Genomic DNA, 15,605 nt, shown 5'->3' with positions numbered 1-15,605 from the left:
CGACGGCGGCGATGCAACGGCTCACACCCGCACAAGCGTCCTGCCGGGTGAATGACAGGGGTTTGTCGGCGGCGGGACCGACGGTACGTCACACTCCTTGCCCCGTCGCACGGTAGCCTCGCCATCAACGTGACCCGCCCGGTCGCGGCCGTTTCACCCGTTCCGAGATGTCCCGCTCAGCCCGGAGGTTCCGGTGACGACACGTGGAGTCCTGTACGTGCACTCCGCGCCGCGCGCGCTCTGCCCGCACGTCGAGTGGGCCATCGCCGGCGTGCTCGGCACGCGCGTCAGCCTGGACTGGATCCGGCAGCCCGCCTCGCCGGGCACCTGGCGCTCGGAGTTCTCCTGGCAGGGCCAGGCCGGCACCGCCTCCAAGCTCGCCTCCGCACTGCGCGGCTGGCAGCTGCTGCGCTTCGAGGCCACCGCGGAACCGTCCGCGAACGCCGAGGGCGAGCGCTACAGCTGCACTCCCGACCTCGGCATCTTCCACGCCGTCACCGGCATCCACGGCGACATCATGATCCCCGAGGACCGGCTGCGGGCCGCCCTGGCCCGCTCCCAGCGCGGCGAGACCGACCTGGAGTCCGACATCGCCAAGCTCCTCGGCAAGCCCTGGGACGACGAACTGGAGCCCTTCCGCTACGCGGGCGAGGGCGCCCCGGTCCGCTGGCTGCACCAGGTGGTGTAAGACGCGGTCCCCGCCACGTGGAAGGGCCCCCGCCGGTCGGTCGGCGGGGGCCCTTCCACGTACGTACGAACGTCGCTCAGACCGTCCGGAACGCCAGCACCACGTTGTGCCCGCCGAAGCCGAACGAGTCGTTCAGCGCGGCGATACGGCCCTCGACGGGCAGCTTGCGGGCCTCACCGCGGACGATGTCCGCCGCGGCCTCGGCCTCGGGGTCGATGTTCTCGACGTTGATGGTCGGCGGTGCCACCCGGTGGTACAGGGCGAGCACGGTCGCGACGGACTCCACGCCGCCCGCGCCACCGAGGAGGTGACCGGTCATCGACTTGGTGCCGGAGACCGCCATGTGGTCGACGTCGTCACCGAGGACCTTGCGCAGCGCCTTCAGCTCGGCGATGTCACCGGCCGGCGTCGAGGTGGCGTGCGCGTTGACGTGCACGATCTCGGCCGGGTCCAGGTCGGTGCGGTCCAGCAGGTTCTGCAGTGCGGCCGAGATGCCGCGGCCCTCCGGCTCCGGCTGCACGATGTCGTGGCTGTCGGCGGAGATGCCCTGGCCGACCGCCTCCGCGTAGACGCGGGCACCGCGTGCCGCGGCGTGCTCGGCGGACTCCAGGACGAGGACGCCGGCGCCCTCACCGAGGACGAAGCCGTCGCGGCCCGTGTCGAAGGGGCGCGAGGCGCCCTGCGGGTCGTCGTTGTTCTTGGACATCGCCATCATGTTGCCGAACGCGGCGATGGGCAGCGGGTGGATCGCCGCCTCCGTGCCACCCGCGACGACGATGTCGGCGCGGCCGGTGCGGATCATCTCGATGGCGTAGCCGATGGCCTCGGCGCCCGACGCGCAGGCGGAGACCGGCGTGTGCACGCCCGCCCGGGCGCCCACGGCCAGACCCACGTTGGCCGACGGGCCGTTCGGCATCAGCATGGGGACGGTGTGCGGGGAGACGCGGCGGACGCCCTTCTCCTTGAGCACGTCGTACTGGTCGAGCAGGGTCGTCACGCCGCCGATGCCGGAGGCGATGACCGCGCCGAGCCGGTCGGGGTCGACGGTGCCCGCCGCGCCGGACTCCGCGGTTCCGTCCGCCTCGCCGGCCTTGCCGGTGAAACCGGCGTCCTTCCAGGCCTCCTGCGCCGCGATCAGCGCGAACTGGGCCGAACGGTCCAGCCGGCGGGCCTGGGGCCGCGGAATGACCTCGGAGGGGTCCACGGCGACCGGCGCGGCGATGCGGACCGCCTGGTCGGCGGCCCACTCCTGCTCCAGGGGCTTGACGCCGGACTTGCCGGCGATCAGGCCTTCCCAGGTCGAGGCTGCGTCGCCACCCAGCGGTGTGGTTGCGCCGATACCGGTGACGACCACGGTGCGATTGGTCGAGCTCACGGGAATTCTTTCTCCAACGGGATACGGATTCGTACGGCGCCACCGCCGGGTGGCGGGGCAGTCTGCCCCGGTACTCGGGCCGGGCCCGAGTACCGGCGGATCAGGCCTGGTGGTCGAGGATGTACTTCGTCGCGTCGCCGACCGTCTTGAGGTTCTTGACGTCCTCGTCCGGGATCTTGACGTCGAAGCGCTCTTCGGCGGCGACGACGACCTCGACCATGGACAGCGAGTCGACGTCCAGGTCGTCGGTGAAGGACTTGTCCAGCTGGACGTCCTCAACCGGGATGCCGGCGATCTCGTTCACGATCTCGGCGAGACCGGCGACGATCTCTTCCTGAGTGGCGGCCATGATGGCGCTCCTTCGTTGTTTTCAGAGGGTGTGGCGGCCCGCCGCGGCAGCGGCGGGTGTTGCTGGTCTCCGTTCCGGACCGGATGATCCGGCACGGAGTGCCTAGGGGAGGGTAACGACCGTCGCGGCGTAGACGAGACCCGCCCCGAAGCCGATCACGAGCGCGGTGTCGCCGCTCTTCGCCTCGCCGGTCGCCAGAAGCCGCTCCATCGCGAGCGGAATCGAGGCGGCCGAGGTGTTACCGGTGGTGCGGATGTCACGGGCGACCATGACGTGCTCCGGCAGCTTCAGCGTCTTCACCATCGAGTCGATGATCCGCACGTTGGCCTGGTGCGGGATGAAGACGTCCAGGTCGTCCGGGCTGATCCCGGCCGCGTCCAGCGCCTGCTGGGCGACCTTCGCCATCTCGAACACGGCCCAGCGGAACACCGCCTGGCCCTCCTGCGTGATCGCAGGAAACTTGACGTTGCCCTCGGAGTCGAGGGGCAGTTCGGAGACATCGCCGATCCTGAAGCGGTCCCACGGCACCGTCTGCTTGATCGTTTCGGACTTGTCGCCCTCCGAGCCCCAGACGGTCGGGCCGATCGCGGGCTCCTGGGACGGGCCGACCACGACCGCGCCGGCGCCGTCGCCGAAGAGGAAGGCCGTGGCACGGTCCTCCAGGTCGGTCAGGTCGGAGAGCCGCTCCACGCCGATGACGAGGACGTACTCCGCCGAACCTTCGACGATCATGCCCTTGGCCAGCGTCAGACCGTAGCCGAAGCCCGCGCAGCCCGCCGAGATGTCGAAGGCCGCGGCCTTGTCCGTGCCCAGCTTGTCGGCGATCTCCGTGGCGACGGCCGGGGTCTGGCTGAAGTGCGACACGGTCGACACGACCACGGCGCCGATCTGCGAGGCGTCGATCCCGGCGTCCGCGATGGCCTTGCCGGAGGCCTCGATCGACATCGCCGCGACGGTCTCCTCGGGCGACGCCCAGTGCCGCGTCTCGATGCCGGAACGCGAGCGGATCCACTCGTCGGACGAGTCGATCGTCTCGAGGATCACCTCGTTCGGCACGATCCGGGTCGGGCGGTAGCCGCCGACGCCGAGGATGCGCGCGTACGGGGCGCCCTTGCTGGGCTTGATCTTCGACATGCTCTCGCGCTCCTTGTCAGGCCTGCTCGGCGGCGTGTCCGGCGTCTCCGGCGTGCTCGGCCACGAGCTCGCGGGCCGCGTCGAGGTCGGCGGGGGTCTTCAGGGCCAGGGTCTTCACACCCGGCAGCGCACGCTTGGCCAGGCCGGTCAGCGTGCCGCCGGGGCACACCTCGATCAGCGCGGTGACGCCGAGCTCCTTGAAGGTCTCCATGCACCGGTCCCAGCGGACCGGGTTGGCGACCTGGCCGACCAGGCGCTCCAGCACCTCCGCGCCGGTGGCGACGGCCTGCCCGTCCTTGTTGGAGACGTACGTCACCTTCGGGTCGGCCGGCGTGAGCGCCTTCGCCGCCTCGGCGAGGGTGTCCACCGCGGGCGCCATGTGCTGCGTGTGGAACGCGCCGGCCACCTTCAGCGGCACGACCTTGCGTACGCCCTCGGGCTTGTCCTCGGCCAGCGCGGCCAGCTGCTCCATGGTGCCGGCGGCCACGATCTGACCGGCGCCGTTCACGTTCGCCGGGGTCAGGCCGAGCTTCTCCAGGTGCGCCACGCTCACCTCGGGGTCGCCGCCGAGCAGCGCCGACATGCCCGTCCGGGTGACGGCGGCGGCCTCGGCCATGGCCAGGCCCCGACGGCGTACGAGGGTCAGCGCGGCGGTGTCGTCGAGGACCCCCGCGAACGCGGCGGCGGTGATCTCGCCGACGCTGTGGCCCGCGACCGCGCCCGGCGCGATGTCCGTGCCCGCCGCGTCAGCGGCAAATGAATACGTACCGAGTGCCGCGGCCGAGAGCAGTCCGGCGGCGACGAGCAGCGGCTGGGCCACGGAGGTGTCACGGATCTCGTCCGCGTCGGCCTTCGTGCCGAAGTGGGCGAGATCGAGTCCAATGGCGTCGGACCATCCGGCGACGCGGTCCGCGGCACCGGGAAGGGCGAGCCAGTCAGTCAGGAAGCCGGGCGTCTGGGCGCCCTGGCCGGGAGCGACGAGTACGAGCACTCTCACACTCTCTCTTGAGGACGGCCACGACCGCCCGTGAGGACAGGGACGAAGAACACGAGGGGGTTTTGTGGACCCTCGACAAAAGCTCAGAGTTGCGGATCTCCATCGGCCAGACGCCCCAGGATGAGCGCGATCCGCAGTGTGAACGCAGACCGTACATCAGAGGGTGACCATCCGGTGACGTCAGTCACACGTCGGAGCCGGTAGCGCACGGTGTTCGGGTGAACGAAGAGCATCCGGGCGGCGCCTTCGAGACTGCTCGCCTGTTCGAGATAGACGCTGAGAGTTTCCAGCAGCGCGGCCCCGGCCTCTTCCAGTGGTCTGTAGATCTCCTCCACCAACTGCTCGCGGGCCGAGGGATCGGAGGCGATCGCGCGCTCCGGCAGCAGATCGTCCGCCAGTACCGGGCGCGGGGCGTCCGGCCAGGCGGTGCAGGATTTGAGGCCGGCGGCGGCGGCCTGCGCGGACCGGGTCGCGGCCTGCAGGTCCGGCACCACCGGACCGGCCACGACGGCACCCTGCGCGAACGGCCCGATCAGCGACTTGGCGACCGCCAGGGGGTTGTCGCTGCCCCCCGCGATCACCACCAGCCGGTCCCCGAGCACCCCGGTCAGCACCTGGAGCTTGGCGTGCCGGGCTGCCCGCCGGATGGCCTCCACGGTCAGCTCGGAGTCCCCGTCGGGGGCGGTGCCCAGCACGACACACACGTGCTCGGGCGAGTTCCATCCGAGCGCCGCCGCCCGGGACACGGCACCCTCGTCGGCCTCCCCGCTCAGCACCGCGTTCACCACCAGCGACTCCAGCCGCGCGTCCCAGGCACCGCGTGCCTCGGCGGCCTGGGCGTACACCTGGGCGGTGGCGAAGGCGATCTCCCGGGCGTACACGAGCAGCGCCTCGCGCAGCACGGACTCGTCCCCGGGGGCGGCGACCTCGTCGATCGCGGACTCCATCACCTCGATGGTCGTCCGCACCATCTCGACGGTCTGCCGCAGCGTGATCGCCCGGGTCAGCTCGCGCGGCGCGGTGCCGAAGACGTCGGTGGAGATGGCCTGCGGGGCGTCCGGGCGCCGGAACCACTCGGTGAAGGCCGCGATGCCCGCCTGGGCCACCAGCCCGATCCAGGAACGGTTCTCCGGTGGCATGGCCCGGTACCACGGCAGCGTCTCGTCCATGCGCGCGATGGCCTGCGCGGCGAGCGATCCGGAGGACTGCTCCAACCGCTTCAGGGTCGCGGTGTGCGAGTGGACGGCGTGCGCCGCGGGCTCGGGCTTGCTGGTTTCGGGTTCGGGCACGGGGACAAGACTGCCTTATCGGGACGGGCGGGCGTGTCGCCGGGGCTGCGCTCGGCGCCCGTGCGGCTCCGGGGCTGTCGGGTGCCGGGGCTACGGTGGACGGCGTGATGGACGTACGGCGCGCCGACGAGCGCTACCCGGGAGGTGACGCGGCGGCGGGCATCGAGTCGTGGCACGCCTTCTCCTTCGGACCCCACTACGACCCCGACAACCTCCGCTTCGGCTCGCTGATCGCCTGCAACGAGGAGCGCCTCGCCCCCGGCGCCGGCTTCGACGAGCACCCGCACAGCCACACCGAGATCGTCACGTGGGTGGTGGAGGGTGAGCTCACCCACCGCGACACCGCGGGCCACGAGACGGTCGTCCGCGCCGGGGACGTGCAGCGCCTCAGCTCGGCGGGAGGCGTCCGCCACGTCGAACGCAACGACGCCTCGGCCCCCCTCGCCTTCGTCCAGATGTGGCTTGTCCCACGCGCCCCCGGCGGCGACCCCGCCTACGAGATCGTCCACGGCATCGCCGACTCCACCCCGTACGCCGTCCCGGAGGCGGGCGCGATGCTCCACGTACGCCGCCTGACGGAGGGGGAGCGGACTGCGGTGCCGGACGGGGCGTACGTGTACGTGCACGTGGTGCGCGGCGAGGTGCTGCTGGGCGGGGAGACGCTGGGCGCGGGGGACGCGGTGCGGATCACGGACGCGGAGGGGGCGGAGGCGGTGGCGGCGACGCGGGCGGAGTTGCTGGTCTGGGAAATGTCCGGCAGCTGAGCGTTCCCACTCACCGGATCGACTCGCCCGACGCCCTCCGGGCCTGGGGCAGCCGGTCCCGCCCCTTCGGGCACCCATCGTGCCCCGGGGCTTGCTGACTCGGCACCATCGCCGTGTTTAACGTCCGGGAGTGAGCCTTTGGACTTCCCTCGAGCCCGCCTCCGCGACTGTGGACCCGGGTGGTAGTACGACGGTGCGGCTGCGGCTGCGCAACACCGGTGACGTGGTCGACGAGTACCGCTTCGAGGCGGTGGGCTCTCTCGCGCCCTGGACTGTCGTGGAGCCGCAGTCGTTGCGGTTGTACCCGGGGACGACGGGATCGGTGGAGCTGACGTTCGCTCCGCCGCGCACTCCGGACGCGACGGCGGGGCCGAACCCGTACGCGGTGCGGATCACGCCGACGGAGCATCCGGAGGCGACGACGGTTCCGGAGGGGAATCTCACCATTACCCCGTTCACGGAAGTGCGGGCGGAGCTGGTGCCGACGACGGTGAAGGGCCGTTTCCGTGGCCGCCCGAAGCTGGCCGTGGACAACGTGGGCAACACGAAGGTGACGGCGTCGGTCAGTGGCAGCGACAACGGTGACCAGTTGTCGTACGACATCCGTCCGAGCAACGTGCAGATCGAGCCGGGCCGTGCGGCGTTCGTGGAGACGACGGTGAAGCCGCGGCAGATCATCTGGTTCGGGTCGGCGGAGCAGCGGCCCTACACCCTGGCGGTGCAGCGGTCGGGTGTGACACCGCTGGAGGTGGAGGGCACGTATGTGCAGCGGGGTTTCCTGCCGCGCTGGCTGGCGGTCTGCCTCAGTGTCTCCGTGGCGCTGGCGATCACCTGCCTGATGCTGTGGATCGGCTACAAGCCCCAGGTCCGCAGCGCCGCCACCGAACAACTCCAGGAAGCCGGCGTCAGCAACCTGCCGCCCCTTCCCGCACCGACCACCGGGGCACCGAAGGCCCCGTCCGCCGACATCCAGGCACCCCCGGCCGCGGCCGGAACCGAGCAGCCCGGCGGAGCCGAAGCGGGAGCCCCGGCCGGCGACGGAGGGGGAGCCGGCGCCGGGGCGGGGGGTGGTGGCTCCGAGAAGCAGGAGACCGAGGCACAGGAGAGGACCGCGGCGACCGTCGTCCGGCAACTGGCCGCCAAGGACCCGAGCGGACGGCACATCTGCTACCGGGTCTTCACCGCGGGTGAGGGCTGGTCCGACGTCGCGTGTGACGGCGAGACAGCGGGCACCGAGGGCGGGGGGTCGCCGATCACGGCCGTCAACACCGCCTCGGCCGGAACCAAGGGCACGTCCAGTGGCGCCTACATCCCCGACCCCGCGTCGGCCGAAGGCGAGGGGCAGTTCCGCGACCCCTGGCAGAACGTCACCGACGGCGTCGACGCCTACGCCGGCAGCACCGAGGAGGACGCCCCGCCCCTGATGGGGTTCGCCGTCAGCGTCGACGGTGGCGGCGGCAACATCTGCCAATCCTCCTACGTCCACAACGACACCTGGACGAGCCTGGCATGCGACAAGCCCGGGGACGTGCTGGATTTCACCTACGTCGGCACCCACGACAACACCTTGTGGATCGAAGCGGTCAGACTTACGGCGTGATCCGTGCGCCCGACCGCTCAAGCGGAGTCGAAGTCGGGAGCAGCGACGCGGCGTCCTCCCACCACACACCGACGAGCGCGCTGCTGAGGCCCTGGTCCGTGCGCGGTATTCCTCCCGCTCACGGACCAGGGCCTCAGGGTCGGGCGCCTGCTCCCGGCAGGCGATATCACGAGGTCTGCACCAGCTGCGGAGTCCCGTCAGGTACCTCCCTTACCCGGTACTGGGCAACCAGTTCGGAGAAAGGCTTGTCCACGTACTCGGGTGGCACCACGAATTCCGCGACCTTGCGTCCGTCGCTGGGATGCAGGCGAATTCCGATACGGTCGTCACCTTCCTCGATGATCTCTGCCAGCGCGACGATGGTCCCGTCCTCCTGGAATTCGGCGTGCACGCGCATTTCCGTACCAACCTTCCGTTCAGGGGCTGACGTTGATGATCGTCATGACGAAGTCTGAGTTTCCGGTCGACCGCAGGGTCAGCGACCAGAAGGGCGGGATGGGATGATTCCCGTCCCAGTGCGTGTACTCGGCGACGTACTGGAGTGTGGCGGTTGGATGACTGAAGTTCGTGTGGTGCACGGACGGCCTGAGCCAGTTACTTGCGGACGTGGCCTCCCCGAAGTCGCGAGCGAAATTCGACTGACTCCCGTTCGAGAGGAACAGTCGACCACTCTGCTTGATCCTCAACCCTGCCATGGTTGCCCACCTCTGTGGCTTCGTTCGCCGAAGGGCTGCGCCCACTTGAGGTTATAATTCCGATTCCCAAGATCCTCAAACTCCTGCGCCTTTTATTCCACCCTTCTGTTCAACCGCTGTCGAAGTAGCACTTTGATCGGCAGGCGACTCCGAACACCGTTCCGTCCGAGTCGGGCGTCCTGTGCCGCTCATCGGATTTTCCGTTGAAATCGCCGCACTCTTCAGAGGTAACCTCCGCCGGTCAGGACGGGGCACATTCGTCAGTCGGGGAGAGGGGTGCCTTCGCGCGCAGGGCAAGTAGCCGAAGACGCCGACTTCGACACCCCGCCTGGGCCGCGTACGAGGCGGTCTCCGCGGAGTAGCCCACGGATTCCTCGGTGGAGTTGCGTGTGTCTGCCGCGTGGGCGGAGGCCGGGTCCCGCGATCCGTGCGGCAGCCTCGGCGGGGCCGATGCCGACTGCGGGATGGTGTAGACGTGGCCGCTTCGGCATGGGCCGCGTCCGGAAAAGCGTGAACATTTCAGCCCCATTGTCCTCGCACCGCTCATTTGAGCACCCCGAGGACGTTTGTGGCCTGCTGTTCACGCTTTTCAGCAGGTGAGCCTCCGCCGACGGAAGCATTTCCGCGTGTCACGCCGCGCCCCGGCGGGCCGGGCAAGACGGTGTGGTTCGAGTGCCGCCTCAGCCGCGCGACTCCGCCAGCACCGCGTCCGTGAAGGCCGGCCAGACCTCGGCCGCCCAGGGGCCGAAGGCGCGGTCGGTGAGCGCCACGCAGGCGAGCCGGGCATCCGGGTCGATCCACAGGAACGTACCGGACTGGCCGAAGTGCCCGAAGGTGCGCGGCGAGGACGAGGCGCCCGTCCAGTGCGGGGACTTGGAGTCGCGGATCTCGAAGCCCAGGCCCCAGTCGTTGGGGTTCTGGTGCCCGTAGCCCGGCAGGACGCCCTTCGTACCCGGGTACTGGACCGTCATCGCCTCGGCGACCGTGCGGGGGTCCAGCAGGCGCGGCGCCTGAACCTCGGCCGCGAAACGCAGCAGGTCCTCGACCGTCGACACCCCGTCCTTCGCCGGGGAGCCGTCCAGGGTGGTGGCCGTCATGCCCAGCGGCTCCAGCACCGCCTGCCGCGCGTACTCGGCGAACGGGATCTCCGCCGCCTTCGTGATGTGGTCGCCGAGCTGCTCGAAACCGGCGTTGGAGTACAGCCGGCGCTCCCCGGGCGGTGCGGTCACCCGGTGCTCGTCGAAGGCCAGGCCCGAGGTGTGCGCCAACAGGTGGCGGACCGTCGCCCCGGGCGGACCGGCGGGCTCGTCCAGTTCGACCGCGCCCTCCTCGTACGCGACGAGCGCCGCGTACGCCGCGAGCGGCTTGGTGACCGAGGCGAGGGGGAACGGCCGCCCGACGGGGCCGTGGGTCCCCAGGATCGTGCCGTCGGCGCGTACGACACCCGCCGCGGCGGTGGAAACCGGCCAGTTCTCGATCAACGCGAGGCTCTTGAAGGACATGCCATCGAGCCTAAGCGGCTCACAGGTACAGCCTCATCGAGGGGGTCGTGTCGCGCGTGAAACCCATCGACGCGTACAGCGGCTCCGCGTCGGGGGACGCGGTGAGCATCACGTGTCCCGCGCCCCGCTCGCGGAACCACTCCAGCAGCTCGTCCATGCACGCCCGCGCGTACCCGCGGCGTCGGGCGTCCGGGTCGGTCGCGACACTGAATACGTACCCCAGCAGCCCGCCCGGTCTGCCCGGCCCGCCGATCCGGTACTCCAGCGTCCCCACCACCAGCGCCGCCAGTGCCTGCGGCCGGCCCGGGTGGTCGACGACGAACGCCGCGAACTCCCCGTCCGGTTCGGCCAGCCGCGCCCGCAGGGCGGGCAGGGACTCCGCCTGCCACGCGGTGGGCGAGCCGGGTCTCACCGAATCGATCATCACTTGACGCAGACGGAGCACTTCCTCCGCGTCCTCGGCCACGGCACGGCGTACGAGAGTCATGCCGGGCATGCTAATCAGCCGGGGTGCCGGCCATCCCGCCGTTTTTCCCGCCGCGCACGCTTGCTTCGAGTGCACTCCAAGGCCATAGCGTGGAGCGCATGACGGTGATGCAGACCACGGCCGAGACCATCGTGCCGAACGCCACCAGAACAGAGACCAGAACACAGACCAGGACGGACAGCTGCTCCGCCCCGCCCCGGCGCCACCCGCGCCCCGACGGGCAGGACCACTACACCATCAGCGAGGTCGTCACCTTCACCGGACTGTCCGCCCACACGCTGCGCTGGTACGAGCGGATCGGCCTGATGTCCCACATCGACCGCTCGCACACCGGGCAGCGCCGCTACAGCAACCGCGACCTGGACTGGCTCGACTTCGTCGGCAAGCTCCGCCTGACCGGCATGCCGGTCGCCGACATGGTCAGGTACGCGGAGCTGGTGCGCGAGGGCGACAACACCTACCTCGACCGGCGGGAACTCCTGGAATCCACGCGCCGTGACGTGCTGACGCGGATCGCCGAACTCCAGGACACCCTCGCCGTACTCGACCGGAAGATCAGCTTCTACGGGGATGCCGGCCGCGCCGGTGAAACAGAGGGGACCCGATGAACGACCACAGGATCCCGACGGTACGGCTCGGCGACGACGGCCCCGAGGTGGGCGTCCAGGGCCTGGGCTGCATGGGTATGAGCTTCGGTTACGGCCCGTCGGACGCCGACGCGTCACGGGCGACCCTGGAACGGGCGCTGGAGCTGGGCGTCACGCTCTACGACACGGCCGACGCGTACGCCGCCGGCGAGAACGAGCGGTTCCTGTCGCCGTTCTTCAAGGCCCACCGCGACGAGCTCGTCATCGCGACCAAGTTCGGCCTGTCGATCCCGCCGGACGAGCCGACGAAGCGGATCATCCGCAACGACCCGCCGTACATCCGCCAGTGCGTCGAGGCGAGCCTGCGCCGCCTGGACGTCGACGTGATCGACCTCTACTACATGCACCGGCGCGACGTGCGCGTGCCCGTCGAGGAGACCGTCGCCGTCATGGCGGACCTGGTCCGTGAGGGCAAGGTCAAGCACCTCGGGCTGAGCGAGGTGACGGGCGACGAACTGCGGGCCGCGCAGGCGGTGCATCCGGTCGCCGCCGTGCAGTCGGAGTGGTCGCTGTTCAGCCGGGACATCGAGGCGGGCGTGGTGCCGGCAGCCCGCGAACTGGGCGTCGCCCTCGTCCCGTACTCCCCGCTCGGCAGGGGCTTCCTCACGGGCGCCTTCACCAACGCCGACCAGGACCTCGCGGCCGGTGACTTCCGCCGCCAGCAGCCCCGCTTCACCGGCGACAACGCGGCGGCCAACGCGGCCCTCCTCGACCCGGTCCGCACGGTCGCCGACGCCCACGACGCCACCCTCGGCCAGGTCGCCCTGGCCTGGGCCCAGCAGCGGGCGCGGGTGCACGGCCTCCCGGTGATCCCGATCCCGGGCACCCGGAAGCCGACGCGGGTGGAAGAGAACGCGGCGGCGACGAGGATCGTCCTCACGGAGGACGAGCTGACCCTCCTGGAGCCGATCGCCGGCAAGGTGGCGGGCACCCGCTACGCGGACATGGCGTTCACGTCGGCGGGCCGGGAATAGGAGCGGAGCCGGGGCGACGACGTCCTGAGGGGCGTGGGGTGGGCTGTGGCGGTGTGCGGGCCGGCCGCCGCGTGGGCGCGAGCAGCCCGCCACCACCCGCGCCCCGCGAGGAAACCGCACCTGGCGGAAGCTAGAGCTCCGCCAGCAACTCCGCCTTCTTCGAGGAGAACTCCTCGTCCGTCACCAGCCCCGCCCGATGCAGCTCCCCGAGGTGCCGGATCCGCTCGGCGATGTCCGCGGGATCACGCCGAGGCGCCGGCACCGGCACCGGCACCGAGGCGCCGGCGCCACGCTCCCGCACCGCGGCCAGCACCGCCGCGGCGAACGGCAGTGACTCGTGCACGGGCCCGTACCCGAGCCCGAACACGACCGCCGCCGGATCCTGGTCGGCCTGCGGAGCGCCCGGCGTCCCGTCCCGCGGCAGCAGCCGCAGGTACCCCTCGAACACCTCGGGGGACCGCCACTCCACGCCGCCCAGATCGGCGACCGGGAAGCTCTGGTCGCCGGCCTTCCACTTCGCCGACGACGCGCCCGTCCAGAACCACCGGAAGGCCACCGACGACCCGTCGAAGGACGCCTTGCCGTCGTACGCCTTGAAGTGCAGCGGCGCCTCGGGCGCGGCCACCAGGTACCGCTCGGTCTTCCCGGACTCGGTCAGCAGCGCGCGCAGCTCGTCGGCGTAGTACTCCGCGAGCGTCTCCCGCTCGGCGGGCAGCACCAGCCGGTACGGGTCGCAGCCCTCCTTCAGCTGCCCGGCCGCCGCCTCCATCAGCGGATCGGCGCCCGGGCGCGGTTCGACGCGCAGCACCACGGTGCCCCGCCTGCCGGGCGTGAGCGTCACCCCGGCGATCGCCTCCAGGGGGACACGGCGTTCCCCCAGGGCCTGGAACAGCTTGGGTGTTCGAATCCCCCGTTCGTAGCGGATGAGCACGGAGTCGGACTCGAACTCCCAGGCGGCATGAAATCCGGCCAGTACGTCACCCATGCGGCTCATCGTATGCGGCACCAGCTCTTCCGTCCCCTCCCCGCGCAAACCGGAGTTTCTGCGCCTCTACGCGCGTCCGGCCGCCGTCGCCAGGGACAAACCCGCCCGGCATGTGTCGTCTTGCGCGGCGCAGGCGACCGTGCGGTATGCGCCAACCCCGATCTCCGCGAGGTTCCGCAGGCTCTCCGTGCCCGGTACGAAGTAGCCGCTGTGCCCCTCGGCACCCCGCGCGGACAGCACCCGGGCCCCGAACGCCGCGGACACCGGGTCGGCGCCGTGACCGAGGCCGCCGACCTCCAGGTACGGCACGTCCTGGATCCAGTCCTCGGCGTCCCGCATCGCCCACACCTGGGCGGAGGTGTGCAGGTGGGTGGCGTTCTCGGCGCGCATGCCGGGACTGCCGGCCACCGCTATGTCGCTCACCCGGCCGGGCAGCGTGCCGGCGGCGAGGCCGCACACCACCGAGCCGTAGCTGTGGCAGAACAGCGAGACGGGGGACCGGCCGGGCAGCGCCCGCAGCAGCGCGTTCAGCCGGGCTGCCCCCTGTTCGGCGCGGGTCGCGGTGGCGGCTTCCATGCCGAGGCCGCTGGGGGACGTGTAGTCGGCCCAGGCGATCACGGCCGTACGTGTGCCCGGACTCGCCCTGCGCTCGGCGGCGTGCAGCGACTCGGCCATGCCGACGGGCGCCGAGTACTTGCGGGCGCTGCGCTGGAAGGTGAGCAGTTCGGTGTCGACGCCGGGCACGACGACGGACACGCGGTCGGCGCGGTCGAGGTCCCCGAACACCTCGGCGATCCTGCCCGAGCCCGCCGGATCGAAGGCGAGGATGTGGCGGTCGGGGTCGAGCAGCGACTCGTAGTGGTGCGCGAGCCGGCCCGCCTCGCGCTGCCCGGACAGGGACAGCCGTTTGTCGTGCATCCGTAGTCGCTCCACGGCCCGTGCCTTGCGCAGCGCCGCGCGGTTGGCGAGGTAGCGGAGTTCGACGGGCGCGCCGTTCATGTTGCCGACGGCGAGCGGGTAGCGGCGGGCCAGGCTCTCGCGTTGCCACTGGGCGAGCGAGGCGAAGAAGCGGGCCAGCCGCGCGGGGGCCGCCTGCGCGTCCGGCAGCCGGCGCCCGTCGATCCGGCCGTTCTCCCAGGCCGTGACCGACGCTTCGAGGGCTGTGGGGCCCCGCTGGTTGCGCAGGGCGGTCCAGCCGGTGGTCGCCAGCATCACGAACACCACGGCCAGGGCGAGCAGTGCGCGCCAGACGTTCAGCTGCGGAGAGGTGTCGAAGGAAGTCACTGGGAGGACACACTAGGAGAACGGGACGGTCTCCCGTGAATCAAGTGACGCGGATCACGTTTCGATCACGTGCTACGGGGTTGGATACGCCCGTCCGGCCTCCGGGGGTTCCCCCAGTCGCCCGTGAGTGCGGGTTCCACCTGGTCGAAGTGGGAGGCGGTCAGGTCGCGCAGCGCGGCCAGGCCGGCGTCGTCCCGTGCCGACCAGATGCGTTCGGTCACCCGCATCACCGCCCCGAATACGGCCACGACCACGCGGGGCCGGGGGTCCGCGTCCACGTCGAGGTTCTCGCGGTCGGCGATGATGCGGGCGATCTGCTCCTCCAGCTCCGTGGCGCGTCGCAGATGGGCCGCGAGGAGTGCGGGTGTCGACTCGATCACCCGGTAGAAGCGCATGTGCAGTTCGAGCGGGACCAGCTGCTCGACGGCCTCGCCGATGGTGCCCCAGCTCTCCACCAGCGCCCCGCGCATCGCGTCCAGCGGCGCCTCGCCGGGCGGACGGCGGCGTACGGCGTCGACGAAGTGCGCCTCCGCGAGCCGCGACACGAAGAAGGCCGCCTCCTCCTTGCTGGCGAAGTAGCGGAAGAAGGTGCGCTGGGAGACATCGGCCGCCTCGGCGATGTCGTCGACCGTCGTCCTCTCGTAGCCCCGCTCGGTGAACAGCTCCAGGGCGGAGCGCAGCAGCGCGTCCCGGGTGCGCTGCTTCTTGCGTTCGCGCAGGCCCGAAGGGGGTGCTGTGTCCGCCATCTTCAAAAGGTCGCTCCTCGGGTCGGCCCCGGCGTGTTGCCGCGCGGCCGTTTTCATTGTGTTTCCGCAGTTCAGGCTATCGGGAGATG

16 protein-coding genes are annotated in these 15,605 nt (G+C 71.0%); 5 read left to right on the top strand and 11 right to left on the bottom strand.

Going from position 1 to position 15,605, the window contains the following annotated elements; genetic code table 11:
* The first annotated feature begins 193 nt into the window (after positions 1 to 193).
* Positions 194 to 688, top strand: a complete 495-nt coding sequence (locus ACH4F2_RS00205) for a DUF3145 domain-containing protein (protein WP_398130421.1) — start codon at positions 194 to 196, stop codon at positions 686 to 688.
* Between the two features lie 76 nt (positions 689 to 764).
* Here ACH4F2_RS00205 and ACH4F2_RS00200 read toward each other — a convergent pair whose 3' ends face one another.
* From ACH4F2_RS00200 to fasR, 5 genes are all read right to left on the bottom strand, one after another.
* Positions 765 to 2,063 (bottom strand): beta-ketoacyl-[acyl-carrier-protein] synthase family protein, encoded by a 1,299-nt coding sequence (locus tag ACH4F2_RS00200; protein ID WP_398130420.1) that lies wholly within the window; start codon positions 2,061 to 2,063, stop codon positions 765 to 767.
* A 100-nt stretch (positions 2,064 to 2,163) separates the two neighbouring features.
* Positions 2,164 to 2,412, bottom strand: a complete 249-nt coding sequence (locus ACH4F2_RS00195; RefSeq protein WP_052842858.1) for an acyl carrier protein — start codon at positions 2,410 to 2,412, stop codon at positions 2,164 to 2,166.
* A 102-nt stretch (positions 2,413 to 2,514) separates the two neighbouring features.
* A complete protein-coding gene (locus ACH4F2_RS00190; RefSeq protein ID WP_398130419.1) occupies positions 2,515 to 3,546 on the bottom strand; it encodes a ketoacyl-ACP synthase III in 1,032 nt (343 codons plus the stop codon).
* A gap of 16 nt (positions 3,547 to 3,562) precedes the next feature.
* The gene (locus ACH4F2_RS00185; protein WP_398130418.1) at positions 3,563 to 4,537 is read right to left on the bottom strand and encodes an ACP S-malonyltransferase; all 975 of its coding nucleotides are present in this window, start codon (positions 4,535 to 4,537) and stop codon (positions 3,563 to 3,565) included.
* A gap of 89 nt (positions 4,538 to 4,626) precedes the next feature.
* Positions 4,627 to 5,832 carry a fatty acid biosynthesis transcriptional regulator FasR gene (fasR, locus tag ACH4F2_RS00180; RefSeq protein ID WP_398130417.1) on the bottom strand — a complete coding sequence of 402 codons (1,206 nt, stop codon included), beginning with the start codon at positions 5,830 to 5,832 and terminating at the stop codon, positions 4,627 to 4,629.
* A gap of 107 nt (positions 5,833 to 5,939) precedes the next feature.
* On the opposite strand from fasR, the gene ACH4F2_RS00175 reads away from it, so the two are divergent.
* The gene (locus ACH4F2_RS00175; protein WP_398130878.1) at positions 5,940 to 6,596 is read left to right on the top strand and encodes a pirin family protein; all 657 of its coding nucleotides are present in this window, start codon (positions 5,940 to 5,942) and stop codon (positions 6,594 to 6,596) included.
* Positions 6,597 to 6,726: 130 nt separating this feature from the next.
* Positions 6,727 to 8,196 (top strand): hydrolase, encoded by a 1,470-nt coding sequence (locus ACH4F2_RS00170; RefSeq protein ID WP_398130416.1) that lies wholly within the window; start codon positions 6,727 to 6,729, stop codon positions 8,194 to 8,196.
* Positions 8,197 to 8,362: 166 nt separating this feature from the next.
* Here ACH4F2_RS00170 and ACH4F2_RS00165 read toward each other — a convergent pair whose 3' ends face one another.
* From ACH4F2_RS00165 to ACH4F2_RS00155, 3 genes are all read right to left on the bottom strand, one after another.
* Entirely contained in the window at positions 8,363 to 8,593 is a 231-nt protein-coding gene (locus tag ACH4F2_RS00165) for a hypothetical protein (protein WP_398130415.1), read from the bottom strand.
* Positions 8,594 to 9,571: 978 nt separating this feature from the next.
* Positions 9,572 to 10,393 carry a serine hydrolase domain-containing protein gene (locus ACH4F2_RS00160; RefSeq protein ID WP_398130414.1) on the bottom strand — a complete coding sequence of 274 codons (822 nt, stop codon included), beginning with the start codon at positions 10,391 to 10,393 and terminating at the stop codon, positions 9,572 to 9,574.
* Between the two features lie 19 nt (positions 10,394 to 10,412).
* Positions 10,413 to 10,880 carry a GNAT family N-acetyltransferase gene (locus tag ACH4F2_RS00155; RefSeq protein ID WP_398130413.1) on the bottom strand — a complete coding sequence of 156 codons (468 nt, stop codon included), beginning with the start codon at positions 10,878 to 10,880 and terminating at the stop codon, positions 10,413 to 10,415.
* A gap of 98 nt (positions 10,881 to 10,978) precedes the next feature.
* Here ACH4F2_RS00155 and ACH4F2_RS00150 point away from each other — a divergent pair, with 98 nt between their 5' ends.
* Positions 10,979 to 11,488 carry a MerR family transcriptional regulator gene (locus ACH4F2_RS00150; RefSeq protein ID WP_398130412.1) on the top strand — a complete coding sequence of 170 codons (510 nt, stop codon included), beginning with the start codon at positions 10,979 to 10,981 and terminating at the stop codon, positions 11,486 to 11,488.
* Positions 11,485 to 12,501, top strand: a complete 1,017-nt coding sequence (locus tag ACH4F2_RS00145; protein ID WP_398130411.1) for an aldo/keto reductase — start codon at positions 11,485 to 11,487, stop codon at positions 12,499 to 12,501. Before ACH4F2_RS00150 ends, ACH4F2_RS00145 begins: the two co-directional genes overlap by 4 nt.
* Before the next feature lie 130 nt (positions 12,502 to 12,631).
* On the opposite strand, the gene ACH4F2_RS00140 is transcribed toward ACH4F2_RS00145, so the two are convergent.
* From ACH4F2_RS00140 to ACH4F2_RS00130, 3 genes are all read right to left on the bottom strand, one after another.
* The gene (locus tag ACH4F2_RS00140; RefSeq protein ID WP_398130410.1) at positions 12,632 to 13,486 is read right to left on the bottom strand and encodes a DUF4429 domain-containing protein; all 855 of its coding nucleotides are present in this window, start codon (positions 13,484 to 13,486) and stop codon (positions 12,632 to 12,634) included.
* A 66-nt stretch (positions 13,487 to 13,552) separates the two neighbouring features.
* A complete protein-coding gene (locus ACH4F2_RS00135) occupies positions 13,553 to 14,770 on the bottom strand; it encodes an alpha/beta hydrolase (protein WP_398130409.1) in 1,218 nt (405 codons plus the stop codon).
* Between the two features lie 65 nt (positions 14,771 to 14,835).
* Entirely contained in the window at positions 14,836 to 15,516 is a 681-nt protein-coding gene (locus tag ACH4F2_RS00130; RefSeq protein WP_398130408.1) for a TetR family transcriptional regulator, read from the bottom strand.
* Positions 15,517 to 15,605: the final 89 nt, after the last annotated feature.

The organism is Streptomyces sp. NPDC017890 (genome assembly GCF_044328675.1).
Lineage (GTDB): Bacteria > Actinomycetota > Actinomycetes > Streptomycetales > Streptomycetaceae > Streptomyces.
The sequence above is the reverse complement of the archived record's forward strand: the minus strand, read 5'-3'. Positions and strand labels throughout refer to the sequence as shown.